Origin of the sequence: Streptomyces longisporus, from assembly GCF_039532765.1 — a bacterium.
Classification (GTDB): domain Bacteria; phylum Actinomycetota; class Actinomycetes; order Streptomycetales; family Streptomycetaceae; genus Streptomyces; species Streptomyces longisporus.
The window spans coordinates 664,314-689,366 of the sequence record NZ_BAAASG010000007.1; the positions used below are offsets into that span (position 1 = coordinate 664,314).

At 71.7% G+C, this 25,053-nt stretch carries 24 protein-coding genes and 1 pseudogene; 15 read left to right on the top strand and 10 right to left on the bottom strand.

The genetic code is table 11. From position 1 onward, the window contains the following. Positions 1-13 precede the first annotated feature (13 nt). Genes ABD355_RS14635 through ABD355_RS14655 form a run of 5 tightly spaced genes read left to right on the top strand, consistent with a single transcriptional unit; the run spans position 14 to position 4,242 of the window. Positions 14-1,366, top strand: coding sequence for an L-fuconate dehydratase (locus ABD355_RS14635; protein WP_344400695.1), 1,353 nt, complete (start codon positions 14-16; stop codon positions 1,364-1,366). Further along, positions 1,363-2,118: an SDR family NAD(P)-dependent oxidoreductase gene (locus ABD355_RS14640; RefSeq protein WP_344400696.1), complete on the top strand. Its 756-nt coding sequence runs from the start codon at positions 1,363-1,365 to the stop codon at positions 2,116-2,118. The genes ABD355_RS14635 and ABD355_RS14640 overlap by 4 nt, the downstream gene beginning before the upstream one ends. Further along, positions 2,115-3,101, top strand: a complete 987-nt coding sequence (locus ABD355_RS14645; RefSeq protein ID WP_344400697.1) for an aldo/keto reductase — start codon at positions 2,115-2,117, stop codon at positions 3,099-3,101. Before ABD355_RS14640 ends, ABD355_RS14645 begins: the two co-directional genes overlap by 4 nt. Beyond that, entirely contained in the window at positions 3,098-3,412 is a 315-nt protein-coding gene (locus tag ABD355_RS14650; protein WP_344400698.1) for an L-rhamnose mutarotase, read from the top strand. Before ABD355_RS14645 ends, ABD355_RS14650 begins: the two co-directional genes overlap by 4 nt. Continuing rightward, entirely contained in the window at positions 3,409-4,242 is an 834-nt protein-coding gene (locus ABD355_RS14655; protein ID WP_344400699.1) for an amidohydrolase family protein, read from the top strand. Before ABD355_RS14650 ends, ABD355_RS14655 begins: the two co-directional genes overlap by 4 nt. A gap of 279 nt (positions 4,243-4,521) precedes the next feature. Here the strand turns inward: ABD355_RS14655 and ABD355_RS14660 are convergent, their stop codons facing one another. After that, positions 4,522-5,946, bottom strand: a complete 1,425-nt coding sequence (locus tag ABD355_RS14660) for a lipase maturation factor family protein (protein WP_344400700.1) — start codon at positions 5,944-5,946, stop codon at positions 4,522-4,524. 228 nt (positions 5,947-6,174) lie between these two features. Between ABD355_RS14660 and ABD355_RS14665 the strand changes: the two genes are divergently transcribed. Next, on the top strand, positions 6,175-8,262 hold the full coding sequence (locus tag ABD355_RS14665) for a SpoIIE family protein phosphatase (protein ID WP_344400701.1): 2,088 nt from the start codon (positions 6,175-6,177) through the stop codon (positions 8,260-8,262). A 56-nt stretch (positions 8,263-8,318) separates the two neighbouring features. Then, the gene (locus ABD355_RS14670; RefSeq protein ID WP_344400702.1) at positions 8,319-9,182 is read left to right on the top strand and encodes an Fpg/Nei family DNA glycosylase; all 864 of its coding nucleotides are present in this window, start codon (positions 8,319-8,321) and stop codon (positions 9,180-9,182) included. A 10-nt stretch (positions 9,183-9,192) separates the two neighbouring features. On the opposite strand, the gene ABD355_RS14675 is transcribed toward ABD355_RS14670, so the two are convergent. From ABD355_RS14675 to ABD355_RS14690, 4 genes are all read right to left on the bottom strand, one after another. Beyond that, positions 9,193-10,509, bottom strand: a complete 1,317-nt coding sequence (locus ABD355_RS14675) for a serine/threonine-protein kinase (protein WP_344400704.1) — start codon at positions 10,507-10,509, stop codon at positions 9,193-9,195. A 69-nt stretch (positions 10,510-10,578) separates the two neighbouring features. Next, the gene (locus ABD355_RS14680) at positions 10,579-11,235 is read right to left on the bottom strand and encodes an anti-sigma factor family protein (protein WP_344400705.1); all 657 of its coding nucleotides are present in this window, start codon (positions 11,233-11,235) and stop codon (positions 10,579-10,581) included. A gap of 152 nt (positions 11,236-11,387) precedes the next feature. Continuing rightward, positions 11,388-11,903, bottom strand: coding sequence for a hypothetical protein (locus tag ABD355_RS14685; protein ID WP_344400706.1), 516 nt, complete (start codon positions 11,901-11,903; stop codon positions 11,388-11,390). A gap of 157 nt (positions 11,904-12,060) precedes the next feature. Then, a complete protein-coding gene (locus tag ABD355_RS14690; protein ID WP_344401218.1) occupies positions 12,061-12,606 on the bottom strand; it encodes a sigma-70 family RNA polymerase sigma factor in 546 nt (181 codons plus the stop codon). A gap of 212 nt (positions 12,607-12,818) precedes the next feature. On the opposite strand from ABD355_RS14690, the gene ABD355_RS14695 reads away from it, so the two are divergent. Beyond that, complete coding sequence (locus ABD355_RS14695; protein WP_344400707.1) at positions 12,819-13,979, top strand: CapA family protein; 1,161 nt, start codon at positions 12,819-12,821, stop codon at positions 13,977-13,979. 1 nt (position 13,980) lies between these two features. On the opposite strand, the gene ABD355_RS14700 is transcribed toward ABD355_RS14695, so the two are convergent. Continuing rightward, complete coding sequence (locus ABD355_RS14700; protein ID WP_344400708.1) at positions 13,981-14,454, bottom strand: MarR family winged helix-turn-helix transcriptional regulator; 474 nt, start codon at positions 14,452-14,454, stop codon at positions 13,981-13,983. A gap of 57 nt (positions 14,455-14,511) precedes the next feature. On the opposite strand from ABD355_RS14700, the gene ABD355_RS14705 reads away from it, so the two are divergent. The 3 genes from ABD355_RS14705 (at position 14,512) to ABD355_RS14715 (ending at position 17,137) form a co-directional block, all read left to right on the top strand. Next, on the top strand, positions 14,512-15,327 hold the full coding sequence (locus ABD355_RS14705; RefSeq protein WP_344400709.1) for an alpha/beta fold hydrolase: 816 nt from the start codon (positions 14,512-14,514) through the stop codon (positions 15,325-15,327). A 150-nt stretch (positions 15,328-15,477) separates the two neighbouring features. Next, positions 15,478-16,416 (top strand): alpha/beta hydrolase, encoded by a 939-nt coding sequence (locus tag ABD355_RS14710; RefSeq protein ID WP_344400710.1) that lies wholly within the window; start codon positions 15,478-15,480, stop codon positions 16,414-16,416. 10 nt (positions 16,417-16,426) lie between these two features. Then, a complete protein-coding gene (locus ABD355_RS14715) occupies positions 16,427-17,137 on the top strand; it encodes a helix-turn-helix transcriptional regulator (RefSeq protein WP_344400711.1) in 711 nt (236 codons plus the stop codon). 8 nt (positions 17,138-17,145) lie between these two features. Here ABD355_RS14715 and ABD355_RS14720 read toward each other — a convergent pair. After that, positions 17,146-17,283, bottom strand: a pseudogene (locus tag ABD355_RS14720) (amino acid permease C-terminal domain-containing protein); the annotation flags it as partial. A gap of 192 nt (positions 17,284-17,475) precedes the next feature. Here ABD355_RS14720 and ABD355_RS14725 point away from each other — a divergent pair. Further along, complete coding sequence (locus ABD355_RS14725) at positions 17,476-17,895, top strand: cytidine/deoxycytidylate deaminase family protein (RefSeq protein WP_344400712.1); 420 nt, start codon at positions 17,476-17,478, stop codon at positions 17,893-17,895. After that, positions 17,892-18,539, top strand: coding sequence for a class I SAM-dependent methyltransferase (locus ABD355_RS14730; RefSeq protein WP_344400713.1), 648 nt, complete (start codon positions 17,892-17,894; stop codon positions 18,537-18,539). Before ABD355_RS14725 ends, ABD355_RS14730 begins: the two co-directional genes overlap by 4 nt. A 3-nt stretch (positions 18,540-18,542) precedes the next feature. Here ABD355_RS14730 and ABD355_RS14735 read toward each other — a convergent pair whose 3' ends face one another. After that, entirely contained in the window at positions 18,543-19,004 is a 462-nt protein-coding gene (locus tag ABD355_RS14735; RefSeq protein ID WP_344400714.1) for a universal stress protein, read from the bottom strand. 90 nt (positions 19,005-19,094) lie between these two features. On the opposite strand from ABD355_RS14735, the gene lysX reads away from it, so the two are divergent. Then, positions 19,095-22,373 carry a bifunctional lysylphosphatidylglycerol synthetase/lysine--tRNA ligase LysX gene (gene lysX / locus ABD355_RS14740; protein WP_344400715.1) on the top strand — a complete coding sequence of 1,093 codons (3,279 nt, stop codon included), beginning with the start codon at positions 19,095-19,097 and terminating at the stop codon, positions 22,371-22,373. A 4-nt stretch (positions 22,374-22,377) separates the two neighbouring features. Here lysX and ABD355_RS14745 read toward each other — a convergent pair whose 3' ends face one another. After that, a complete protein-coding gene (locus ABD355_RS14745; protein ID WP_344400716.1) occupies positions 22,378-23,160 on the bottom strand; it encodes a hypothetical protein in 783 nt (260 codons plus the stop codon). Between the two features lie 255 nt (positions 23,161-23,415). Between ABD355_RS14745 and ABD355_RS14750 the strand changes: the two genes are divergently transcribed. Then, on the top strand, positions 23,416-24,264 hold the full coding sequence (locus ABD355_RS14750; protein ID WP_344400717.1) for a polysaccharide deacetylase family protein: 849 nt from the start codon (positions 23,416-23,418) through the stop codon (positions 24,262-24,264). A gap of 34 nt (positions 24,265-24,298) precedes the next feature. Here the strand turns inward: ABD355_RS14750 and ABD355_RS14755 are convergent, their stop codons facing one another. Then, positions 24,299-24,970 (bottom strand): class F sortase, encoded by a 672-nt coding sequence (locus ABD355_RS14755; RefSeq protein WP_344400718.1) that lies wholly within the window; start codon positions 24,968-24,970, stop codon positions 24,299-24,301. Positions 24,971-25,053: the final 83 nt, after the last annotated feature.

The window sequence follows — 25,053 nt, forward strand, 5'->3', positions numbered from 1 at the left end:
CGAAAGGCCCTCCGTGTCCCCGACGCCCGGCCCCTCCTGCCGCATCACCGCGGTCGACACCTACGACATCCGGTTCCCGACCTCCCGCGAGCTCGACGGCTCCGACGCGATGAACCCGGACCCCGACTACTCGGCCGCGTACGTGGTGCTGCGCACCGACGGCGAGGACGAGCCGGAGGGGCACGGCTTCACCTTCACCATCGGGCGTGGCAACGATGTCCAGGTCGCCGCGATCCACGCGCTGCGCCACCACGTGGTGGGACGGTCCGTCGACGAGGTGTGCGCCGACCCGGGAGCCGTCTACCGCGACCTGATCGGCGACAGCCAACTGCGCTGGCTGGGACCCGAGAAGGGCGTGATGCACATGGCGATCGGCGCGGTCGTCAACGCCGTGTGGGACCTGGCGGCCAAGCGCGCCGACAAGCCGCTGTGGCGACTGCTCGCCGAGGCCGACCCCGAGTGGCTGGTCGCCCAGATCGACTTCCGGTACCTCACGGACGCGCTCACCCCCCAGGAGGCGCTGGAGATCCTCCGCCGGGGCCGCGCGGGCTCCGAACAGCGCACGGCCCGGCTGCTGGAGCGCGGCTACCCCGGCTACACCACCTCCGCCGGCTGGCTCGGCTACAGCGACGAGAAGCTCACCCGGCTCGCCGCCCAGGCGGTCGCCGACGGGTTCACCCAGATCAAGCTCAAGGTGGGGGCGGACCTCGACGACGACGTACGCCGCTGCCGGGTCGCCCGCTCGGTGATCGGCCCTGGTGTCCGCATGGCCATCGACGCCAACCAGCGCTGGGGCGTCGACGAGGCGATCCGCTGGACCCAGGCCCTCGCCGAGTTCGACCCGTACTGGATCGAGGAGCCCACCAGCCCCGACGACGTCCTCGGCCACGCGGCCATCCGCACCGCGGTGCAGCCCGTGAAGGTGGCCACCGGCGAGCACGTCCAGAACCGGATCGTCTTCAAACAACTCCTGCAGGCCGGCGCCCTCGACGTCCTCCAGATCGACGCGGCCCGGGTCGGCGGCGTCAACGAGAACCTGGCGATCCTGCTGCTCGCGGCCAAGTTCGGGGTGCCGGTGTGCCCGCACGCGGGCGGCGTCGGCCTGTGCGAACTCGTCCAGCACCTGTCGATGTTCGACTACGTGGCGGTCTCCGGCACCACCGAGGACCGGGTCATCGAGTACGTCGACCATCTGCACGACCACTTCCTCGATCCGGTGGTGATCCACGAGGGTCACTACACGGCACCCGCCGCGCCGGGCTTCTCGGCCGCCATGCGTCCGGAGTCCATCGCGCGGTACACCTTCCCCGGCGGTACCTTCTGGGCCGCAGACCTCGACGAAAAGAAAGAAGGACGGGCGGCATGAGCGACTTCGAGGGTCTGAAGGCCCTGGTCACGGGCGGGGCCTCCGGCATCGGCCGGGCGACGGCGGAACTCCTCGCCGCCCGCGGCGCCCAGGTCGCCGTCCTCGACCTCGACCCGGCCTCGGTGGACAAGCCGCTGCTCGGCTTCCGGGCCGACGTCAGCGACGACGTGTCCGTACGGGAGGCGGTGGCCGCCGCGGTCGCCGAGCTCGGCGGCCTCGACATCGTGATCAACAACGCCGGCGTGGGCGCGCAGGGCACCGTCGAGGACAACGACGACGCCGAATGGCACCGCGTCCTCGACATCAACGTGGTCGGCATGGTCCGTGTCTCCCGCGCCGCCCTGCCCCATCTGCGCCGCTCGCAGCACGCGGCGATCGTCAACACCTGCTCCATCGGCGCCACCGCGGGCCTGCCGCAGCGCGCCCTGTACTGCGCGAGCAAGGGCGCGGTGTACTCGCTGACCCTCGCCATGGCCGCCGACCACGTCCGCGAGGGCATCCGCGTCAACTGCGTCAACCCCGGCACGGCGGACACCCCGTGGATCGGCCGCCTGCTGGACAACGCACCGGACCCCGCCGCCGAACGCGCCGCGCTGGAGGCCCGCCAGCCCACCGGCCGCCTCGTCAGCGCGGCCGAAGTCGCGGGCGCCATCGCCTACCTGGCGAGCCCGCTGTCCGGTGCCACCACCGGCACCTCGCTCGCCGTGGACGGCGGCATGCAGGGTCTGCGTGTGAGGCCGGTGGGCCAGTGAACCGGCTCGGCAGCAGCGCCGTCGAGGTCAGCGCGCTGGCCTTCGGCGGTGCCGTCATCGGCAACCTCTACACCGAGGTCGGCGAGGAACAGGCGCACGAGGCGCTGGCCACGGCCTGGCAGCAGGGCATCCGCTACTTCGACACCGCCCCGCACTACGGCCTCGGCCTGTCCGAACGCCGCCTCGGCGCCGCCCTGCGCGCACACCCCCGTACCGCCTACGCGATCTCCACCAAGGTCGGCCGCCGCCTGGAACCCTCCGGCGAGGGCGGCGACGACCTCGCCAACGGCTTCGCCGTGCCCGCCACCCACCGCCGCGTGTGGGACTTCAGCGCCGACGGCGTACGCCGCAGCCTTGAGGCCAGCCTGGAACGGCTCGGTCTCGACCGCGTCGACGTCGTCTACCTCCACGACCCCGACGACCACGCCGAGCAGGCCTTCCAGGAGGGCTACCCGGCGCTGGAGAAGCTGCGCTCGGAAGGCGTCGTGGGCGCCATCGGCGCGGGCATGAACCAGGCCGAGATGCTCACCCGCTTCGTCCGCGACACCGACGTCGACGTGGTCCTGTGCGCCGGCCGCTACACGCTCCTGGAGCAGCCGGCGCTCACCGAACTGCTGCCCGCGGCGCAGGAACGCGGCACGTCGGTGGTCATCGGCGGCGCCTTCAACTCCGGTCTGCTCGCCGACCCCAGGCCGGGAGCGACGTACAACTACGCGGCCGCGCCGACGCAGCTGCTGGACCGCGCCCTGCATCTGAAGGCGGTCGCCGACCGGCACGGCACCACGCTGCGCGCCGCCGCCCTCGCCTTCTGCGCCGCCCATCCCGCGGTCGCGAGCGTCCTCGTAGGCGCCCGCTCGGCGGCGGAGGTCAGCGACTGCGCCGAGCAGTTCGCGGCGCCCCCTCCCGCCGCCTTCTGGCAGCAGCTGCGCGCCGAACGGCTCCTGCCGCCCGAAGCTCCCGTACCGGCCGAGGCAGCCTCATGAGAGTCGCCCTGCACACCAAGGTCCGCGCGGACCGCATCGCCGAGTACGAGGCCGCCCATCGGGAGGTCCCGAAGGAGCTCACGGACGCGATCCGCGCGGCCGGCGCCACCTCCTGGACGATCTGGCGCAGCAGCACCGACCTGTTCCACGTCCTGGAGTGCGAGGACTACGCCCGTCTCCTCGCCGAGCTGGAGAAACTCCCGGTCAACATCGCCTGGCAGGCCCGCATGGCGCAGCTGCTGGACGTCGTGCACGACTACTCCGACGAGGGTGCGGCCGCCGGTCTGCCCGTGGTCTGGGAGCTGCCATGACGGTGGACGCCCACCACCACGTGTGGGACCTCGCCGTCCGTGACCAGGACTGGATCCCCGAAAGCAGCCCGCTGCGCCGGAACTTCACCCTCGCCGACCTCGCTCCGGAGGCGCAGGCGGCCGGAGTCGACCGTACGATCCTCGTCCAGACGATCACGGTGCCGGAGGAGACCCCGGAGTTCCTGGCCCTGGCCGCCGCCCACGACCTGGTCGCGGGCGTGGTCGGCTGGACCGACCTCACCCGCCCGGACATCACCGACGAACTCGCCCGCCTGCGCGAACTCCCCGGCGGCCACTGCCTCAAGGGCATCCGCCACCAGGTCCAGGGCGAACCCGACCCCGAGTGGCTGCTGCGCCCGGACGTACGCAGAGGCCTGGCGGCCGTGGCCGACGCGGGCCTGGTCTACGACCTCGTCGTCCTCCCGCACCAACTGCCGGCCTGCGTCAGGGCGGCCGCCGCCCTCCCCCAACTCGCCTTCGTCCTAGACCACCTGGGCAAGCCGCCCATCGCCTCCGGCACCCTGAAACCCTGGGCGACCGACCTCCAGGCCCTCGCCGCCCTGCCCAACACCACCGCCAAACTGTCCGGCCTGGTCACCGAGGCGGCCCCCGACTCCTGGACCGTCGACGACCTCCGCCCGTACACCGACACCGCCCTGGAGGCCTTCGGCCCCACCCGCCTGATGTTCGGCTCGGACTGGCCGGTGTGCACGGAAAGGACGACGTACGGCGAAGTCCTCTCCGTCACGCAGACGTTGACCGCCGGCCTCGACGCGGCAGCCCGGGCGGACGTCTTCCACGGCACGGCCACGCGCGTTTACGGTCTTTGACATCCCTGAAACTGGCCGCACGGCGGGGCGAACGAAAACAACACCGAGGACGGTGCGACACACCTGGTGAACCATGTGGAGGGGGGCGCACGGCACCGGCCTCTACCTCGACGGGCCGGGCGTGGCCGCGTGGCCGTACGCGCCGCCGTCCCCGATCCGGCCGCCGGGCACCGCACGGCGTGGACGTCCCGACGAGGCTCGTACCGCTGCCGGATGCACTCCACCCCAGGAGGGCGGCGGCGGCCGAGGAGCAGGGCGCGTAGCCCATGGCGCCGGAGGTCAGCTCCGCTGGGCGACCCCCGCCAGCCGCGTGGGCGGCAGATACTCCCGCACATACGTCCGCTCCCAGCACGCCCCCGTCTCCCGCAGCTCACGCCAGTTCGTGTACTCGTAGCGGAAGAGGCGGGCCCGGATGTAGCGGGGCGGGGCGTCCGGCGGGAACGGGGAGCGGCGCAGCAGGCGCAGCGTGTCGCGGTCGTTCTCCAGGAGGCGTTCCACCAGGGCGCCGAACCATGCGCCGGCGTACGAGGGCGAGAGCGCTGCGAACCACATCAGCCAGTCCAGGCGCAGATGGTAGGGCGCGAACTGGCGCGGCCAGCGCCGTGGATCGCCCGGCTTGCCCTTGAACTCGTACTCCCGCCAGTCCGAGTCCTCACGCGGTACGGCATCGTCCGTGCCCTCGACGACCACCTCGTAACGGATGCGGCTGACGCTGCCGAACGCGCCGTAGGTGTTGACCAGGTGGAGGGGGTCGAAGGAGCGGTTCATGATCTGGCGGCGGGAGATCATGTTCGCAACCGGGTGGTAGCTGAGCCCGAGGAGCAGCGCGGCGACCGCGAGGACCACGACCTCGTACCAGAGCGGGGCGCCGGGCACGGCGGACGGCGGGCTGCCCGGGAGCCTCAGGGCGGAGACGGCGAGAACGATGGTGATCCAGTTCAGCCAGGCGAAGTTGCCCGACAGGACCAGCCACAGCTGGGTGACGATCATCAGCGAGGCGGCGGCCGTGGCGACCGGCTGAGGGGTGAACAGCAGCACGGGGACGACAAGTTGGGTGACGTGGTTGGCGGCCACCTCGACGCGGTGCAGCGGCCGGGGGAGGTGGTGGAAGAACCAGCTCAGGGGACCCGGCATCGGCTGGGTCTCATGGTGGTAGTACAGGCAGGTCAGCTTCCGCCAGCACGCGTCGCCGCGCATCTTGATCAGGCCTGCCCCGAACTCCACCCGGAACAGGATCCAGCGCAGCAGGAAGAGGACCACGATCGGCGGCGCCACCTCGTCGTTGCCGAGGAAGACCGCCAGGAAGCCGACTTCCAGCAGCAGCGACTCCCAGCCGAAGGCGTACCAGGTCTGGCCGACGTTGACGATCGAGAGATACAGCACCCACGGAACCAGCCACAGCAGCATGCCCGCCCAGAGCGGGAGACGGGAGTCCAGTCCGGCGATCAGCGCCGCCGCGACCGCACAGCCCGTCCAGGCGCAGGAGGCGAAGAAGCGGTCCGAGTAGTGGAGTTGGAACAGGCTGGGGGCCTGCCGGAAGCGCACCCGGCCGACGAAGCGGGGGACCGGCAGCATGCCCCGCTCGCCGATCAGCGCACGGAACTGCAGGGCCGCCGTCAGGAACGCCACGAGGTACAGCCCGGCCAGAGCCCGCTGGAAGACCAGCCGGCTCCACCAGTACTCGGGTGCGATGAACCACTCCACGGCCGTGCGCTCCTCACTCCATTGTCGCGCCGAACCCTATGTGACTCTCCGTATGTCCACCTTCCGCTTGCGTAACCCAAGTGAGTGACACAGACCGTAGTGACGTGTGGCCTGAAGCGGGGCGGGAGGAACGGTTTCGACGGCCGAGCAGCGCGGGCCACCGGAGAGCCGGGAATTCGTCGCTGCTTCCCGGTCGAAGAATCGGAGGAACCCTGGCAAGGTGGGCCCATGGTTGATCGGGGCGTGAGCGCCCTGTCTCTCCCGGACGACTGGCCCGCCCACCCGGATCCGATCCTGGCGCTCAACCGCATGGGCAGCTTCGACTGGGACCTGGACACCGGTCTGTTCCACATGGACGCCCAGGCCCACGAGGTCTTCGACGTGCGCCCCGACGAATACGACGACCACCCCGAGACGCTCGCCATCCGGGTCCCCAGGGCCGAGGCCTACCGGCTCGACGGCCTGGTCGCCCAGGCACTGAAGGACGGCAGCGAGAACTACGGCGCCTACTTCCGCATCCGCTGCCGCGACGGAACCCTGCGCTGGACCCACACCCAGGGCTACATACGGCGCGACGAGACGGGCCGCCCGCGCCGGATCATCGGCATCGTCCGGGACGCGACCCAGGAGCTGAGCGAGAGCCGGGACCGCCGCGAGGAGGCCGCCGAGGACGCGGCGCGGCGCGAGCAGACCAACGTCGTCCAGCTCACCACGGCCGCCCTCGCGCACGCCCGCACCGTCCAGGACGTCATCGACGTCCTCAAGGACACCCACGGTCTCACCCACCTCGGCGCCACCAGCCTGGTCATGGGCCTGGTCGAGGCCGGCCGCATCCGGCTGATAGCCGAGGGCCCCGCGGGCAGCTTCGTCCCCGGCACCGACCTCACCCGTATCGACGAGCCGTACCCGATGAGCGAGGTCGTACGCACCCTCACGCCGCGCTTCATCGAGTCGCCGCAGGAGTTCGCCGAGAGCTACCCCCTGCTGTGGCCGCACCTCACCGGCCTGGACATCACGGCGGCCGCCTATCTCCCGCTGATCGTCCAGGCCCGTCCGATCGGCGCCATGGGCCTGCTCTACAGCGACCGGCGCGGCTTCTCGCCCGAGGAGCGCAACGTCCTGCTCGCCCTCGGCAGCAGCATCGCGCAGAGCATGCAGCGCGCCATGTTCTACGAGCAGGAGAAGGACCTCGCCACCGGCCTCCAGCAGGCCATGCTGCCGCGCACCATCCCCAGCGTCCGCGGTGCCGACGTCGCCGTCCGCTACCGCTCCGGTTCCACCGCGGGCTCCCTGGGCCGCGACATCGGCGGCGACTGGTACGACCTGATCCCGCTGCCGGGCGGCCGCGTCGGCGCCGTCATCGGCGACGTCCAGGGCCATGACACGCACGCGGCCGCCGTCATGGGCCAGCTGCGCATCGTGCTGCGCGCCTACGCCGCCGAGGGCCACACGCCCGCCACCGTGATGGCCCGCGCCTCCGTCTTCCTCCACGAACTCGACACCGACCGCTTCGCGACCTGTCTGTACGCGGAGGCCGACCTGGCCACCGGAGTGGTCCAGGTGGTCCGGGCGGGCCATATCGACCCGCTGATCCGGGACGCCGACGGCAGCTGCCGCCGCATCTCCCTGCCGGGCGGACTGCCGCTCGGTCTGTCCGCCGAGTTCGGGCGCCTCGAGTACCCGGTCGGCACCCTCGAACTCGACCCCGGCCACACCCTCCTGCTCTGCACCGACGGCTTGGTCGAACAGCCCGGCGCCGACCTCGACGACGGCATGCGCACCCTGACCGCCCTCATCACCAGCGGCCCGGACGACGTACGGGATCTCGCGGACTGTCTCATCTCCGTGGCCGAGGAACGCGGCGGCGACGACGACGTGGCCCTGCTCCTGCTGCGCCGCCGCGGCCTGGAGGCCCAGCGCTCCGGCGGCCGGCTCCAGCAGCACGTGGCCCCCGGCGACCCCGAGGCCCTCACCGAGGCCCGGCACATGATCCGGGCCGCGGTGCGCGCCTGGGGCGCCAAGGAGCGCGCCGACGAGATCGAGCTGGTCGCCGACGAAATGATCACCAACGCGCTGATGCACACCGAAGGATCCGCGATCGTCACCCTCCGGGTCCTCGGGGGCAGCGAGCGGCGGCTGCGCGTCGAGGTCGAGGACTCCTCCAGCGCCCTGCCGCGCCGCCGCGAAGCGGGGGAGTCGGGCGTGTCCGGGCGCGGCCTGCTCCTGGTCGACCTGCTGACGGACGTGTGGGGGGTGGAGGCGCGCGGCGGCGGCAAGTGCGTGTGGTGCGAGTTCGTGGTCCCCGAAGGCGACTGAACCCGCCACGGCCGCTCCCGCCCGCCACTGTCGGTGCCGGGTGGCACTCTGGACGTATGCCGGAACTCCCCGAGGTCGAAGCGCTCAAGGACTTCCTCACCGAGCACCTGGTCGGTCACGAGATCGTGCGGGTGCTGCCCGTCGCGATCAGCGTCCTGAAGACGTACGACCCTCCTCTCAGCGCCGTCGAGGGCCGTGAGGTCACCGCCGTGCACCGGCACGGCAAGTTCCTCGACCTGGAGACGGACGGCGGCCCGCACTTCGTCACCCACCTGGCCCGCGCGGGCTGGCTGCACTGGAAGGACCGGCTCCCGGACGGCCCGCCCCGCCCCGGCAAGGGCCCCCTCGCCCTGCGTGTGGCCCTGGAGACCGGCGAGGGCTTCGACCTCACCGAGGCGGGCACCCAGAAACGCCTCGCCGTCTACGTCGTCCACGACCCCCAGCAGATCCCGGGCGTCGCCCGCCTCGGCCCCGACCCGCTCGCCGACGACTTCGACGAGAGCCGCCTCGCCGCACTCCTCGGGCCCGAGCGCCGCCAGCTCAAGGGCGCCCTGCGCGACCAGAGCCTGATCGCCGGCGTGGGCAACGCCTACAGCGACGAGATCCTGCACGCGGCGAAGATGTCCCCCTTCAAACTGGCCGCGACCCTCACCCCCGAGGACACCGCCCGCCTCTACGAGGCCCTGCGCAGCACGCTCACCGAAGCGGTCGAGCGCTCCCGCGGCGTGGCGGCGGGCCGTCTGAAGGCGGAGAAGAAGAGCGGTCTGCGCGTCCACGGCCGTACCGGAGAGCCCTGCCCGGTGTGCGGGGACACCATCCGCGAGGTCTCCTTCAGCGACTCCTCGCTCCAGTACTGCCCGACCTGCCAGACGGGTGGCAAACCGCTCGCGGACCGGAGGATGTCGCGGCTGCTGAAGTAGGCCGCGCGGGTCAGCCGCCCGGCCCCTTGCGGCCCTTCGTCCTGTCCTTGCCGTGTTTGTCCTTTCCGCCGTGCTGCCCGTCCTTGTGGTTCTTCGGCGGAGTCGGCCTGCTGGACGGGACGGCGGACGACGGGACGGCGGGGGCGGGGGCGGTCTCGCCCGCGGGCGGTGAGGTGACGGCCGTCGGGTGCGAGGGAGGTGTCCGAGTCGGCGCCGGCCTCGGCGGGACGGTCGGGGCAGAGCTCTCGCCGTCGGAGTTCAGCGCGGCCCCGAGGGCCGTGGCCGCGGCGAACAGAGCGACGGCCGCGCCGCCCATCAGGGCCTTGGACGCCTGCCTTCGGCGGTGGTGGGGACGGGTATGCGTTGCGGGGGCACCGGCCCGGGGCGGCGGTGGAGAGGGGACGGCCGACGGGCTGAGAGCCCTGTCCGGGTCCACCGAGTCCACCGGGTCCACCGGGTCCAGCGGCTCCGTAGGTTCTGCCGATTCGGCCGGGTCTGGTGCCCACTCCCGCGCGCCCAGCCACTCGGCCGCCTCCTCCGCGCTCGGCCGCTGCGCGGGATCCTTGGCCAGCAGGCGCAGCACATAGTCGGACAGCGGCAGGGGTACGTCGGCGCTCGACCGGTGGGGCGGCGGCGGGGCGGATTCGACGTGCTGCTGCACCACGGCGAGCGAGGTCGTGCCGCTGAACGGCGGGTGTCCGGTGAGCAGTTCGTACAGCACACAGCCGAGCGAGTACACGTCGGAGGCGGGCTGCGCGGACCGCCCCAGGGCCCGCTCGGGAGCCAGGTAGTCGGCGGTGCCGAGGATCTTGCCGGTGGCGGTCGCGGTGCCGGCGCCGTCGTCGGTGAAGCGGGCGATGCCGAAATCCGTGATCTTCACGGTGCGGTCGGCGGTCAGCATGATGTTGGCGGGCTTGATGTCCCGGTGGATCACTCCCTGGCGGTGCGCGGCGGACAGCCCCTGCGCCACCTGCGCGGCGATGGCGGCCGCTTCCCGCGCTGCCAGGCTCCCGCGCTGTGACCTCTCCCGGGCCAGCGTCCAGCCGTCCACGAGTTCCATCACCAGATGGAGCAGGCCGTGATCGGAGCCGAAGTCGTACACGCCCACCACATGCGGATGATTGAGGCGGGCCGTGGTCTGCGCCTCCATGCGGAACCGCTCGATGTCGGTGGTGTCCGCCGCCTTCAGCAGCTTGATCGCCACCGGACGGCCCAGGACCCGGTCGGCCGCGCGCCACACCTCGCCCATCGCACCGCTGCCCAGCAGTTCCTCCAGCTGATAGCGGTCCGCCAGCAGCACGTGCACACCCATCCCGAAGTCCGACATCACCACTGGCTACAGCGCAGCGTCGGACGGGGGTGTCACACCGGGCGGTGGGGCATTGCCGCGGTGGCGCTAGTGGGACTGGAGTGTGACGAGATGCTCCCCGTCCGAGGTGCGCAGCTCATAGCGGGCGATCTCGCCGGTGTGCATGGAGGAGCTGCCCTGCATGGTGATCGGGCGGGCGTCGTGGCTGGGAACGGTCCAGCTGGTCAGGATCTGTTCGGAGCCGTCGCGGCCGACGGCGACCAGACGACAGGGGCGCGGGCCCGCGCCGTCCTTCACCTCGAGTTTGATCTGGCTGCCCGAGTACGCGTCCTGGGTGGTCACCTGGGCCCATACCCCCGACTTCGCGTCGGTTGCCGCGATCCGCACCGTGTCGGCGGTGTCGCCGCCGGCCATCGTCATCGCGATGCCCGGCCCGGCCACCCCGATCGCCAGGGACGCGGCCACGGCGTACAGGAAGCGCCGCCGGCCGGCCCGGTGCCGGGCCGCCACCGCGTCGACCAGCCGGTCGAGCAGCTGCGGGCCGGGCCTGGTCATGGGGCTCACGAACCGTGGCGTCGCCCGGCGGTACAGCATCATCTGCCGGGTGATGGGCCCGAATTCGGTCACGTGAGCGGCGCAGCGCGCGCACTCCATGAGGTGGTCCTCGAAGCGGAAGGCGTCCGCCTCGTCCAGCACGCCGAGCGCGTACGCGGCGACGTCGCGATGCCTCTCCTGGGACCTCATGCCGAATCCTCGTGCCGTTGGGTGCGGGGGGTGTTACTCCTTGCTCCCACCCGTACGCACCAGACAGTCGAATCACTCAAGGCATGTGGAGAATCGCAAACCTTGGGATTCGGAGCCGCCCGGCCCGCGGATTGGTCCAAATCAAAACGAGGCTAAAAAAGGTGGATGGCGAGGTGGCCGAGCGGCAGGCCCAGTTGCCACGCCTTCGTCCACACCTTCGGACCCTCGTCCTCGCCGACCACCGCCGCGCCGCCCGGCACCGCGTTCAGGTCGGGTGCGAGCAGCTCGGTCTCCTCCAGCCAGCGCCAGGCCGCCCGGGCCAGTTCCAGGTCGGGAGCGGGGCCGCCGGATTCGGCCGCCTGGGCGACCAGCCTCGCCATCCGCTCGCGCACCCAGTCCTGCCACGGCTGGTCGTACGCCGTCAGCGACAGCCAGGTCTCCAGCTGGGAGACCACCCGGATCCCCGGGAGTTCGCCGTCCGTGTCCGAGAGGAAGACGGTCAGCGCCAGGGCGTCGCGCCCGGCGCGGAACTCGAAGGACGTCGGCGGCATCAGATCGCCCGTCCGCAGCAGCTCGTCGGCGATGTACTCGGCGTACAGCCAGGCCATCGGGACGACCAGCTCACCGCCGCCGGTGCCGTCCGTGCTCTCTTGACCTCTGTGCAGCATCCCTTCCTGCCTTCCTCCGGTGCGTGCGCGTCGCCCGACTCCGGGCCCCGGTCGCGGGGCCCCGAGCCCCCAGTCCGGAACACGGATGAGGACAGCTGATTGCTCAACCGGGGTCCTCAGCAAGGCGCTTTACGGAGGTTTGACTCAGCCGTCGGTTTCACCGCAGGTCGGCCGCATATCCGGGAAGCACCCGGCGCAGGGCGCGCAGCGCGTAGTACGCGCGGGACTTCACCGTACCGGGAGGAATCCCGAGGGTCTCCGCGGCTTCCGCAACACTCGCCCCCTGGAAATACACGAGCACCAGGACTTCACGGTGCTGCGGAGTGAGTGTCTTCACAGCCTCGCGGACATCGAGGGCGGCGGCGGCGCGCTCGGCGTGGTCGCCGATCACCCGCGCGTTCTCCAGGACCGCGTCCCCGACCTCGGGCGGCCGTGCCTGCCGGGCCCGCCGCGCGTCGATGGCGAGCCGCCGTCCCACGGTCATCAGCCAGGGCCGTACGGAGTCGAAGTCGTCGGCGCGCAGTGCCTCGGGATGCTGCCAGGCGCGCACCAGGGTCTCCTGCACCAGGTCCTCGGCGCGCTGCCGGTCGCCGTCGCACAGGCGGAGCAGCAGCGCGAAGAGGGGGCGGCCGTGCTCGCGCTGCAGCGCGGCGAGCTCGTGCTCGGCGGTCGTCGCGTTCGTGAGGGTGGTTCCGGCCGTCATGGCCGTATGCCACCGCAGGGTGCGGCGGCGGGACAGGGTCCGTGCCGGGATCTGCGGCGGACGGTCGAATGCGTCGACGAACGGTACGACGAACGGTCCCGCGCGCCCGTTCGCGGGCACCGGACGGGTTAATCGGGGTGGCGCGGTTGTTTGGCCGCGCACTCAGGTTCGTACCTATTTATGCGTAAATCAGACAACAGTGGGGTGAGCTGATGATTGCACGGAGACGAAAGGTTGCCCTGGCCCTGATGGCCGTTCTGACCGCGGGCGCGGCCTGCCAGGCCCAGCATCGGCAGGCGTCCACCCGCGCCGGGGACCCGGGGGCTCCGGCGGCGTCCGCGGCCCGCACCTTCACGCTGGTGGCCTCCGGCGACATCATCCCGCACAGCTCGATCATCGACCGCGCCCGCTTCGACGGCGGCGGCGCCGGCTACGACTTCCGGCCGATGTTCGCCGGCGTCAAACCCCTCGTGTCCCGCGCCGACCTGGCGCTGTGTCACATGGACACCGTCTACGGGGCGAACGGCCACTACGCGGCCCGCTCCCTGTTCACGTCCCCGCCCGAGATCGCCCGGGGTCTGGCCGACACCGGCTACGACGGCTGCTCCACCGCCTCCGACCACAGCCTCGACGACGGCACTGACGGCGTCCGCCGCACCCTCGACGCCCTGGACGGCGCGGGCGTACGGCATGCCGGTTCGGCCCGCACCGAGACCGAGGCGCGCACCGTCACGATCCTGCGCGCGGGCCCCGCCAAGGTCGCCCACCTCGCCTACACCTTCGACACCAACGGCATCCCGCTGCCCCAGGGCGCGCCGTGGGCCGTCAGCCTCCTGAACGGGAAAAGGATCATCGAGGACGCCCGGGCGGCCCGGCGGGCGGGCGCCGACGTGGTCGTCGTCTGCGTGCACTGGGGCACCGAATGGCAGGACGCGCCGGACCGGCAGCAGCTCGCCCTGGCGCGGCAGCTCACGGCCTCCCGCACCGGCGGCCGCCCCGACGTCGACCTCGTCCTCGGCACCCGCGCGCATGTCCCGCAGGCGTACGAGAAGGTCAACGGCACCTGGGTCGTCTACGGCCTGGGCGATCAGATCGCCGGCGAGATGTCGAACAAGTCGGGCGTCCAGGACCCGCGCGGCAACGAGTCCACCCTGGGCCGCTTCACCTTCACCCGGCCCGCCCGGGCGGGCGGCCGCTGGGAGGTCACCAAGGCGGAATTCGTCCCGCTGCTGTTCGACGTCGACGCCGGTCGGACGGTGAACCTCAACCAGGCCATCGCCCAGGGCGCCGAGGTGAAGGCCGTGCGCGACGCGATCCGCAACGTGGTGCTCAGCAGGGGTGCGGCGAAGGACGGGCTGACCATGGGGCAGTAGGTCAGTCGAGGTCCACGTGGTCCAGGGCCTTCAGCATCTCCCTCAACACCCGCACGGTCGCCCGCAGTTCGGCATCCGTCAGATCGCCGCCGACCTGCCGGTTGAGATGGTGCTCCCGGCCGAGGATCGCCGTGATGGTCGCCCGGCCCTCGTCTGTGATCCGGATCAGGGACGACCGTTGGTGTGCGGGGTTGGGGATGGCCTCGACCCACCCCTGGGCCGCCGCGTCGTTGACCATGCGCTGCACGAACTGCCGGCTCAGCGCCAGGACCCGGCCCATCTGAGGCACCGTCATGGGGTCGCTCTGCCGCAGCAGGTCCAGTACGGCGCGTACGCCGACGGAGATGCCCTCGACCGCCTCGCCCTGCTCGACCTTGCGCACGGCGCGCCGGTACAGCGGGCCGACCAGGTCGAACACCTCGGTCAGTCGGTGGCCCAGCTCGTCGGGGGTGAGGGGCCTGTCGATGTCGTTCACCCGGCCATCATGACATCCCGGTTGTCAAATCTCTCCGAAGATGACACCTTGGTTGTCATGAATGGTGCTTCGGACGTTCGTCTCCTCACCTCCTCCGACGGTGACCTCGCCTACCTCGACACCGGCTCCGGTGATCTCGTCGTCCTCCTCCACTCGGGGTACGTCGACCACCGCGTCTGGGACGACCAGATACCGGCCCTCGCTGCCGAGTACCGGGTGATCGCCCCGGACGTACGCGGCCACGGATCCTCCGCCAACGCCACCAAGCCGTTCCGCTGGGCCGACGACCTCGCCGCCCTGCTCCGCCACCTCGACGCGGGCCCCGCGGTCCTCGTCGGCCTGTCGATGGGCGGCGTGATCGCCACCGACACCGTGCTGGAGTACCCCGAGCTCGTGCGCGCGGTGGTCACCTGCGGCGCGGCGACCGGCGACTTCCAGTACACGGACGACTGGACCCGTGAGATCCAGGCCGAGTACGCCCGCACCCTGGGCGCCGGCGACGTCGAGGGCTGGCTCGATGCGTTCGTGCGGGTCGTGCCCGGCCCCTACCGCGGTGCCGACGACGTGGACCCGCGCATCGCGCGCCGGTTGCGGGAGATGGCCTTCAACTCGATCTCCAAGCACACGCCCGGCGAGAAGGACTGGCTGGTGCGCGTGAGCGACTCCTGGTCCCGCCTGCCGAAGATCGACGTCCCGGTGCTCACCGTCAACGGCACCCTGGAGCCCCCTGAGATGCTGGACGCAGCCGAACGCCTCGCGCGCACCGTCCCCAACGGGCGTGCGCAGACCGTCGAAGACACCGCCCACTACCCGAACATGGAGAAGCCGGAGGTCTTCAACAAGATCCTGCTGGAGTTCCTCAGCGCTCTCTAGGACTGGTGGCTCGGCGAGCGGGACGGCCTCGGGGTTCCCCGTGTCGCACCGGTGGTGCCTCGGGCCGGCGCAGGACTCCCGCTGCCGTGACGCAGCTCACCGGAAAAGGGTGACAGGACGTTGTCGCGGACGGCTGCGAGGGTCGGCGTCATGACCATCACAGACGAGGACTGCCTCGCCGAGACCCTGGCCTTCAACGAGCAGTTCGAGGCCACTGCCGCAGGCCGCCCGGCCCGCGGGCAGACGCCGGACGCGACCGTGCTGGCCCTGCTGCGGCGCAACCGGCTGGGCGGCCACACACCGCCGGTGCGACTGCCGCAGGGCCGGGACCGCGTCGTTGCGGGCGGGGTCGGGGTCCGCATGTTCGTGCCGGACCAGGTCGACGGCGTATATCTGCACCTGCACGGGGGCGGCTGGGCGTTCGGCTCCGCGGGCGGGCAGGACGAGAGGCTGTGGCGGCTCGCCGTGCGGGCGCGGCTGGCGGTGGTGAGCGTGGAGTACCGCCTGGCGCCGGAACACCCGTTCCCCGCCGGGCCCGACGACTGCGAAGCGGCCGCCCGGTGGCTGGTGGAGCACGCCCCAGCCGAGTTCGGCACCGGGCGGCTGCTGATCGGCGGCGAATCGGCCGGCGCCCACCTGAGCGTCGTCACCCTGCTGCGTCTGCGCGACCGGCACCGCATCACGGGCGCGTTCCGGGCGGCCCAGCTGCTCTTCGGCCCGTACGACCTGTCGATGACGCCGAGCCAGCGGTCGTTCGGTTCGAAGCGGCTGCTGAGCAACACCGAATCGCTGCGGGGCAGTTATGAGCTGTTCACCCCGGGGATGGAGGCGGAGCAGCGCCGGGACCCGGAGATCTCGCCGCTCTTCGCCGACCTGACCGGCCTGCCGCCCGCCCGGATCGTCGTCGGCACCGAGGATCCGCTGCTGGACGACTCGCTGTTTCTGGCCCAGCGGTGGCAGGCGGCGGGCGCACCCGTCGAACTCGGCGTCGTCGCCGGGGCGATGCACGGATTCACCCTGTTCCCGCTGACCGTCACCGAGCGGGAACAGCGACGGGAGCGGGAGTTCCTGACCGCGGCGGGACGGTAGCGTCGGACCCATGAACCGCACTGCCCGGCTCTATGCCCTGGTGGAGGAGTTGCGCGCGGCGGCGCCGCGGCCGCTGACGGTCGCCGTACTCGCCACGCGGTTCGAGGTCAGCACGCGCACCGTGCAGCGTGATCTGCAGGCCCTGATGGAGTCCGGCGCCCCGGTGCGCACCACGCCCGGGCGGGGCGGGGGCTGGACGATCGACCCGGCGACGACGCTGCCTCCGATGCACTTCACCGCCGACGAAGCAGCGGCGTTGGCCGCCGCACTGGCCGCGGCCGACGCCTCCGCTCCTTATGCCGGGGCGGCCCGCACGGCGTACCAGAAGATCGTGGCCTCGATGACCGGTCCCGGCTCGGTGGCGGCCCGGGAACTCGCCGCACGGATCGTCGCGCTGCCGACGCGGACCGGTCCCGTGGTCCGCGCCGCCGTGGAACAGGCCCTCACCGACGCCAAGGTGCTGCGCCTGTCCTACGTCGACGCGGCCGGACGCGAGAGTGAGCGCGAGGTGGAACCGGCCGGACTGCTCACCGCCCAAGGCCGCTGGTACCTCATCGCCTGGTGCCGCACCCGGCGGGCCGGCCGGGGTTTCCGGCTGGACCGGATCACAGCAGCTGACACCACCGGCGAGCAGGCACGCCCCCATGACCTGGCTGACCTGCTGCACGGCTCGGCCGCCGCCGACGCGGTACCGCCCGCCGCACTCGCCTCGCTGTCCTAGCGGCCGGCCCACACCGCGAACCGCACCCAGGTCTGCCACTGCGGACAGGTGATCAGCCAGATCGGGGCGACGACACCCAGCACCGGCACGAACGGCATCCACGGCGTCCGGAAGGTGTGCGGCAGTTCCGGACGCCGGTAGCGCACGCGACCCGGCCGCACGGTGAGCCCGTTGGTGGCGATGCGCCCGGTCAGCGGCCGCAGCAGAAAGGAGTCCAGGTCAAAGGAGGAGAGGTCACCGCCACATCATCGAGCGACCATGCACGCGTGTACACCGGCCGGCGACCCGGGTCCAGGGCCCCGTGAACGACCGGCCGTGCCCCCGGTTACCGTGCCGACATGCCGATGCGAACCCAAGACCTCGATCACGAACTGATCCAGGCCGCAGCCCAGGTAGCCCGTACCCGCTGCCGGGGCGACAACCACACCATGGCCGCGGCCGCGCGTGCCCGGGACGGGCGGATCGTCACCGCGGTGAACGCCTACCACTTCACCGGGGGTCCGTGCGCGGAGCTGGTCGTCATCGGAGCGGCGGCCGCGCAGGGCGTCTACGAGCTGGACACGATCGTGGCGGTGGGCGATCGCGACCGCGGGGTCGTGCCTCCGTGCGGCCGATGCAGGCAGGTCCTGCTCGACTACTTCCCGGCCCTGAAGGTCATCGTCGGCCAGGGCGACCGTCTCCGCGCCGTCCCCGTCACCGAGCTGCTGCCGGAAAGCTACGTCTGGGCCGACCACCAGCTCGACACCGACCCCGCATGAACGAGCCCGGCGGACAGGCCGCCTACTGGAACGGCCCCGGCGCCACCAAGACGTTCACGCACCCGGTGCACCACTCCTGGCTGGCAGGGGTGGACCAGGACGCCCGCATCCTCGACTACGGCTGCGGATACGGCCGGGTGACGGCCGAGTTGCAGGACCGCGGGTTCAGCCGGGTGTCCGGGGTGGATCCGTCGCCCCGGCTGGTCGAGCGGGGCCGCAGCGCGAGGCCCGACCTGAGCCTGGAGGTCCTGCCCGCCCCGCCGGCCCTGCCGCACGCCTCGGCAAGTGTCGACGTCGTCCTGCTGTTCGCGGTGCTCACCTGCGTTCCCGACGACGCCGCCCAGCGGGCCCTGGTCGCCGAACTGGTCCGCGTCCTGGCACCGGGCGGTCTGCTGTACGTCAGCGACCTGCTCCTGCAGGACGACGAACGCAATCGGGACCGCTACACCGCCCACGCCCACCGGTTCGGCACACCGTACGGGGTGTTCACCACCGACGACGGCGCCGTCTGCCGGCACCACGACATCGCCGGCCTGCGTACCCTCCTGGCCGGTCTCGACCCGGTGGCCGAGCGCCGGATCGACGTCCTCACCATGAACGGCCACCGCACGCAGGGCGTACAGCTGCTCACCCGCAAGCCGTGAGCCCTACGGCACCACGGTCACCGGCCACCGCCCCGCCTTCACCAGCCGTACGGCCACCGAACCGACGATCCGGTGCCCGGCCTGCTCGGAGGCGCCCACCACCACCGCGTCCGCCTTCAGCTCGTCCGCGGCCTTGACCAGGCCGCTGTAGGGGTCGCCGCGGAAGGTGTGGAACTCCCAGCGGACCTCGTATATCCCCTTGAGCCGCTCGGTGGCGTCCCGGATGTAGGTCTTCAGGTCCTCGGCGATCTCGTCCGTCGTCTCGGCGACCGGTGCGCCCATGGCCGCGCCCGCGGCCATCACCGGTTGCACATAGACCACGGCGAGCAGCGCGCCCTGGCGCCTCGCCAGGCCACCGGCATATGCCGCGGCGCGCATCGAGGTGTCCGAGCCGTCCACCCCGACCACGATGACCTTTGGCCCGTCCGTACCCCGCTCGAACTGGTGCGAGTGCTGTTCCGTCACGGCTGTGAGGCTATCGGAAACCGCAGGTCCCGCCGCCGTGCGGGGCCTCTCGACGGGCGAGGCGGCCGAGCCCTTCCTACAGTCGGAACCATGAGCGCCACAGCGGAGGCCTCCCCGCCCAAGGACCCCCCGGGCCCGATACGGCCGCCCGGCAGCGGTCCGATGAGCAAGGTGCCCGAGGCCTTCGCGGCCTTCTTCGGCGCCCTCGGCCTGCTGTGCGGCCTGCTGGCCCTCATCCCACCGCTGCGCATCGTGCTGCGCCCGGTGGTCCGCTTCCTGGACGAGCTCATCGTCCCGGCCAGTGCCAATCTCGCGTACGCCGTCTTCCTCTTCCTGCTCGCCGCCGCGACCGCCGCCCGCAAGAAGATCGCCTGGTGGCTGGTGGTCGTCTACCTCGGCCTGCTCGCCCTGGACGACATCCTCGGCGTGGTGCTGGGCCTGTATCTGGAGTCCGTCCCGTCCCTCGTCCTGTGCGGTCTCGCCCTGACCGTGCTGATCGTCGCCCGCCAGGAGTTCTACGCCGCTTCCCGCCGCGCCGCCGTCCGCCGGGCCCTGGGGGTGCTGCTGGCCGGGATCGCCGCCGGCATCCTCGTCGGCTGGGGTCTGGTCGCCCTCTTCCCCGGGACGCTGCCCGAGAGCCAACACCTGCTGTGGGCCGCCAACCGGGTCTGCGGCGGCCTGGTCTCCGGCAGTTCCTTCAGCGGCCGTCCGCCCCGCGCCCTGTTCTTCCTGCTCGGGCTGTTCGGCGCGCTCGCCCTGCTCAACGCCGCCGCCACCCTGTTCCGTTCGCAACGCCTGGAAGGCGCCCTGCACGGCGACGAGGAGCCCCGCATCCGTGCCCTGCTGAAGGCCTACGGCGAGGAGGACTCCCTCGGTTACTTCGCCACCCGCCGCGACAAGGCCGTCGTCTTCTCGCCCAGCGGCAAGGCCGCCGTCACCTACCGTGTCGAGGCCGGTGTCTGCCTCGCCAGCGGCGACCCCGTCGGCGACCGGGAGGCCTGGCCGCACGCCATCGCCGCCTGGCTGGACGTGGCCCGCCGGCACGCCTGGGCGCCCGCGGTGATGGGTGCCTCCGAGGACGGTGCCAAGGCCTTCGCCCGGGCCGGCCTCGGCGCGCTCCAACTCGGCGACGAGGCGATCCTGTACGTGTCCGACTTCGACCTCGACGGCCGCGACATGCGCGTCACCCGGCAGGCCGTGCACCGGGTGCGTCGCACCGGCGCCCACTGCCGCATCCGCCGCCACGCGAGCCTCACCGACGAGGAGATGGAGGAGGTGATCGACAAGGCGGACGCCTGGCGCGACACCGAGACCGAGCGCGGCTTCTCCATGGCTCTGGACCGCCTGGGCGACCCGGCCGACGGCGACTGTCTCCTCGTGGAGGCCCTCAGCGAGGACGGCCGCCTCCTCGCGCTGCTCTCCTTCGTGCCGTGGGGCCGTGACGGCGTCTCCCTGGACCTGATGCGCCGTGACCGCAGCGCCCCCAACGGCGTCATGGAGTTCATGGTCGCCGAACTGTGCGAGGCGGCACCGAAGCTGGGGATCCGCAGAATCTCGCTGAACTTCGCCGTCTTCCGTTCGGCCTTCGAGGAGGGCGCCCGCATCGGCGCCGGACCGGTGCTGCGGCTGTGGCGCCGCCTGCTGCTGTTCTTCTCCAGGTGGTGGCAGCTGGAGGCGCTGTACCGCTCCAACGCCAAGTACCAGCCGGAGTGGTATCCGCGTTTCATCTGCTACGGCGACGCGGGCTCCCTCGCCCGTATCGGGCTGGCCTCCGGCATCGCCGAAGGTTTCGTTTCGGTACCGTCCTTGCGCAAACTCTGGGGAAAGGGGCACCCGAAGGGCGCGTCCAGGCCCGCGACCACCGAGGGCCTGCCGTCGCTGTCGGCGCTCGGCCTCGACGGAGGGGGCGAGGCCGGGCCCGGCGAACCCCATGCCGGCCTGCCCGAACAGGTCCGCATCCGGCACCGCACCCTCGACCGGCTGCGCGCCGAAGGCATCGACCCCTACCCGGTCGGCATCCCGCAGCGCACCCACGCCCTCGCCGACGTCCGCGAGGGCGAGCAGGTCACCGTCGCCGGCCGCATCATGCTGGTGCGCGACTTCGGCGGCATCGTCTTCGTCACCCTGCGCGACTGGTCGGGCGACCGCCAACTCGCCCTCACCCGCGCGGACTCCGGGCCTGCCCTGGACCGCTTCACCGCCGACTGCGACATCGGCGACCACATCACGGCGGCGGGCCGGGCCGGCGTGAGCGACAAGGGCGAACCGACCGTCTTCGTCACCTCCTGGCAGCTGATCGGCAAGTGCCTGCGCCCGCTGCCCGACAAGCACCGCGGCCTGGCCGACCCGGAGGCCAAGGTGCGCATGCGCTACCTCGACCTGGTCTCCAGCCCCGACGCCCGCCAGGTGATCCGCGCCCGATCCACCGCGGTACAGGCCCTGCGCCAGGGCCTGCTCGGCCGCGGCTACCTCGAGGTCGAGACCCCGATGCTGCAGCAGATCCACGGCGGCGCCAACGCCCGTCCCTTCACCACCCACATCAACGCCTACGACCTCGACCTCTACCTGCGCATCGCACCTGAGCTGTACCTGAAACGGCTGTGCGTCGGCGGCCTGGAGAAGGTCTTCGAGATGGGCCGCACCTTCCGCAACGAGGGCGTCTCCTACAAGCACAACCCCGAGTTCACGATGCTGGAGGCCTACCAGGCCTTCGCCGACTACGACGTGATGCTCGACCTCACCCGCGAACTGATCCAGGGCGCGGCCACTGCCGCCTTCGGCGCGCCGATCGCCCGCAAGGACGGCCAGGAGTACGACATCTCGGGCGCATGGCCGGTCAAGACGGTGCACGGGGCGATCTCGGAGGCGCTGGGGGAGGAGATCGACGCGGACACGGAGCTGCCGGTGCTGCACCGGATGTGCGACCGCGCCGACGTGCCGTACAAGCCGGACGACGGCCGCGGCGAGGTCGTACTCGAAATGTACGAACGCCTGGTGGAGGAGAAGACCCGGCTGCCCACCTTCTACAAGGACTTCCCGACCGACGTCTCCCCGCTGACCCGCCAGCACCGCAGCGACCCACGGCTGGCCGAGCGCTGGGACCTGGTCGCCTTCGGCACCGAACTGGGCACCGCCTACTCGGAGTTGACCGACCCGGTCGAACAGCGCCGCCGCCTCACCGCCCAGTCACTGCTCGCCGCCGGCGGAGACCCCGAGGCCATGGAACTGGACGAGGACTTCCTGGACGCCCTCGAATACGCCATGCCGCCCACCGGTGGCCTGGGCATCGGCGTCGACCGGCTGGTCATGTTCCTCACGGGCCTGACGATCCGTGAGACGCTGCCGTTCCCGCTGGTGCGCCGCCGCTGACCGCTCAGGGCCGCGGCGGGAGCAGCAGCCGCAGGTCGTCTCCCCAGGAATCGAGGACCTCGCCGTGCCCGGCGGCCCGCGCGGCCCGTGCGAGGTCGCCGAACAAGGCCCGCTGGGTGGGCGGATCGCCGTCGGTCAGGATGCGGCGCAGCACCGGCAGCAGCCGCCCGGCGCTCCACCGGTCGTCGCCGAGCGGCTGCCGCTCGAGCTCCCACTGAAGGTACTTGTTGTACGGCCGTACCCGCCGGTGCAGGGCGAAGAGGACCTCCAGCGCGTACGGCACGCTCTCGGCGGCATCCAGGTGCCCCATCGCCTCGCGGCCGTCGCGGTAGCTCTTCAGGGAGCGGTAGGTCTGGTTGACGTAGGCGTCGAGGAAGCCGGCCGCGGCGGTGCGCGCCTCGTCGGGATCCAGGGTCCGTTTGCGGTCGAGGACGGCGGCGATCTCGCCGTCCAGCCGGTCGAGGAGCACCCGGGCGTGGACGTACGAGTACCGGCTGAAGGCGGCCGGGTCGCCGGGCAGTCCGCGCCGGCGGAACTCGGTGAGCGTGATGACCACCAGGTCCAGATGGGCCGAGCGGAACCCGTCGAGCTCGCTGAGCGGCGAGGCGTCGCGGTCGCGCAGCACGACGTGCAGGTCGTGGTCGGAGTGGACGGTCGGCATCCCGTCGTGCACCTGGGAGCCGCTGAGGACCAGTCCGAGGACTCCGGCGTCGGCGGTGGCCCGGGCGACGAAGGCCGCCAAGGTGGCCTCGGGAGTGTCGCCGGGGGCAGGGGGAAGTGCAGGCATATCGATGATCTCTCCGAGCGGAAACGTGGACGGCGTTCGCTTCTGCGGCATCCAGGGACGCCGCGCGGGAGATCACTGCACGGACCCGACCGTACCCGCGACGGGCGCATGGAGGAAAGCGAATTCGACCGCGCGGGCCGTGGTTACCCTGCCTGTCGAAGACACGCCAGGCAGCTTGGGCCGGGCGTGTGTTTTCCTGCCGCCGCTGCGGTGTCGTGAGGGGCCGTCGGTCCCGGTTCGGGCGACTGATGAGTCATGAAGAAGGATCAGTTGCTCACCAGGCGCCGGGCGTTGATCGCGGGTGCCGCCGCTCTGGGCGCGGCCGGTGCCGCCGGGGTGCTCGCATCGGGCGGGGGCGACGAGACCGCTCGGCCCGTCGCTCCCGCGCCCGGCCCCGATCCCGCCCCCCAGGAGAGCCATGTTCTCCCGCCGTCCGATTACCGCCTCCAGCCGCTGACCGGATACGAGCAGGTGCGTCCGGCACCCCGCATGACCCGGGTACGGCACCAGCCGTTCCTGCGCGTGCGCGGTCGCGGTCGCACCATGGTGCTGACCTTCGACGACGGGCCCGATCCCCGCTACACCCCGCACATCCTGGACACCCTCGCCGAGTACGACGTCCGCGCCATGTTCTTCGTGTGCGGGGAGATGGCCGTCGACAACCAGGACCTGCTGGCCCGCATGGCCGACGACGGCCACATCGTCGGCAACCACACCTGGACCCACCCCCTGCTGACTCGTCTGAAGCGGTCCCAGATCCGCTCCGAGATGGAACGCACCAGCGATGTCATCGAGGACGCCTACGGCGAGCGGCCCCTGTGGTTCCGCGCACCCTACGGCGCCTGGAACCGTGCGACCTTCCAACTCGGCGCCCAAATGGGCATGGAGCCCCTGGCCTGGACGGTCGACACGCTGGACTGGACGACCCCCGGCACCCGCACCATCGTCGATCGGGTCGAGGACGGCGCGGCCCCCGGCGTCGTGGTGCTCTCGCACGACGCCGGGGGCAACCGTTCCCAGAGTGTCCGGGCCCTGCGACGCTATCTGCCGCACCTGCTGGAATCGGGCTACCACATCACCGTGCCCAGACGGCGGCACGCATAGCCGGATTCCGCCCGCACGCCCGGCCGGGGCACGCTCAGCGGACCTCGGCCAGGCGGGCGAAGACGACGACGTTCCCGTCGTAACCGTGCTTCTTGGAGAAACCGCCACCGCAGGTGATGACCCGCAGTTCCGGGGCCCCTTTGGAGGCGTAGACGCGGTCGCCGGGAAAGTTGTTCTTCTCGAAGACCTCGATGCCGTAGATCTCGAACACGGCCGTCTTTCCGTCCTTGCGGGCGATCTCGACGCGATTTCCCTTCTTCAGGGCCCCGAGGTTGTAGAACACCGCGGGGCCCTGTTTGTTGTCGACGTGACCGACCACCACCGCGGTGCCCTTCTCGCCGGGGGTGACGGCACCGGTGAACCAGCCGGCCAGGTTCGGATCCTCGGGAGGAGGTGCCCCGACCCAGCCGTCCGCGGCCAGGCCGACCGGCAACACCGGTGCGTCGACCCGGATCGTGGGGATCCTGACCCGGTCCGGCGGGGAGGCCGGCAGCGGCTGAACGGCACCCGCGGCGACGGCCGCGGGGGCGTGGGTGTCCGCCGCCGCCGCGGTGGCGGGCTGCGGCGGACCCACGTCGAACTCCCCCGAACCGTTGCGAATGAGGGCGATGCCGGTCAGCAGCACAAGCGCTATGACACCCCAGGGGGCGCGCTTCTTCCGTCGCTCCTCCTCTTCGGCCAGTTCGGCCAGTTCGGACGCAGACATTCGTTTCCCCTCTCGACGAGGCAGTCGCCGCGTCAATCGCGCATGACGCCAAGCTAAATGGCCTGTGCGAAACCGGCGACGGG

Bases quoted from the DNA above. Each gene is read 5' to 3' on its own strand.
- ABD355_RS14640 (WP_344400696.1), top strand. From the start codon at position 1,363: ATGAGCGACTTCGAGGGTCTGAAGGCCCTGGTCACGGGCGGGGCCTCC.
- ABD355_RS14650 (WP_344400698.1), top strand. From the start codon at position 3,098: ATGAGAGTCGCCCTGCACACCAAGGTCCGCGCGGACCGCATCGCCGAG.
- ABD355_RS14655 (WP_344400699.1), top strand. From the start codon at position 3,409: ATGACGGTGGACGCCCACCACCACGTGTGGGACCTCGCCGTCCGTGAC.
- ABD355_RS14665 (WP_344400701.1), top strand. From the start codon at position 6,175: ATGGTTGATCGGGGCGTGAGCGCCCTGTCTCTCCCGGACGACTGGCCC.
- ABD355_RS14670 (WP_344400702.1), top strand. From the start codon at position 8,319: ATGCCGGAACTCCCCGAGGTCGAAGCGCTCAAGGACTTCCTCACCGAG.
- ABD355_RS14675 (WP_344400704.1), bottom strand. From the start codon at position 10,509: ATGTCGGACTTCGGGATGGGTGTGCACGTGCTGCTGGCGGACCGCTAT.
- ABD355_RS14680 (WP_344400705.1), bottom strand. From the start codon at position 11,235: ATGAGGTCCCAGGAGAGGCATCGCGACGTCGCCGCGTACGCGCTCGGC.
- ABD355_RS14685 (WP_344400706.1), bottom strand. From the start codon at position 11,903: ATGCTGCACAGAGGTCAAGAGAGCACGGACGGCACCGGCGGCGGTGAG.
- ABD355_RS14690 (WP_344401218.1), bottom strand. From the start codon at position 12,606: ATGACGGCCGGAACCACCCTCACGAACGCGACGACCGCCGAGCACGAG.
- ABD355_RS14695 (WP_344400707.1), top strand. From the start codon at position 12,819: ATGATTGCACGGAGACGAAAGGTTGCCCTGGCCCTGATGGCCGTTCTG.
- ABD355_RS14705 (WP_344400709.1), top strand. From the start codon at position 14,512: ATGAATGGTGCTTCGGACGTTCGTCTCCTCACCTCCTCCGACGGTGAC.
- ABD355_RS14710 (WP_344400710.1), top strand. From the start codon at position 15,478: ATGACCATCACAGACGAGGACTGCCTCGCCGAGACCCTGGCCTTCAAC.
- ABD355_RS14715 (WP_344400711.1), top strand. From the start codon at position 16,427: ATGAACCGCACTGCCCGGCTCTATGCCCTGGTGGAGGAGTTGCGCGCG.
- ABD355_RS14725 (WP_344400712.1), top strand. From the start codon at position 17,476: ATGCCGATGCGAACCCAAGACCTCGATCACGAACTGATCCAGGCCGCA.
- ABD355_RS14730 (WP_344400713.1), top strand. From the start codon at position 17,892: ATGAACGAGCCCGGCGGACAGGCCGCCTACTGGAACGGCCCCGGCGCC.
- lysX (WP_344400715.1), top strand. From the start codon at position 19,095: ATGAGCGCCACAGCGGAGGCCTCCCCGCCCAAGGACCCCCCGGGCCCG.
- ABD355_RS14745 (WP_344400716.1), bottom strand. From the start codon at position 23,160: ATGCCTGCACTTCCCCCTGCCCCCGGCGACACTCCCGAGGCCACCTTG.
- ABD355_RS14750 (WP_344400717.1), top strand. From the start codon at position 23,416: ATGAAGAAGGATCAGTTGCTCACCAGGCGCCGGGCGTTGATCGCGGGT.
- ABD355_RS14755 (WP_344400718.1), bottom strand. From the start codon at position 24,970: ATGTCTGCGTCCGAACTGGCCGAACTGGCCGAAGAGGAGGAGCGACGG.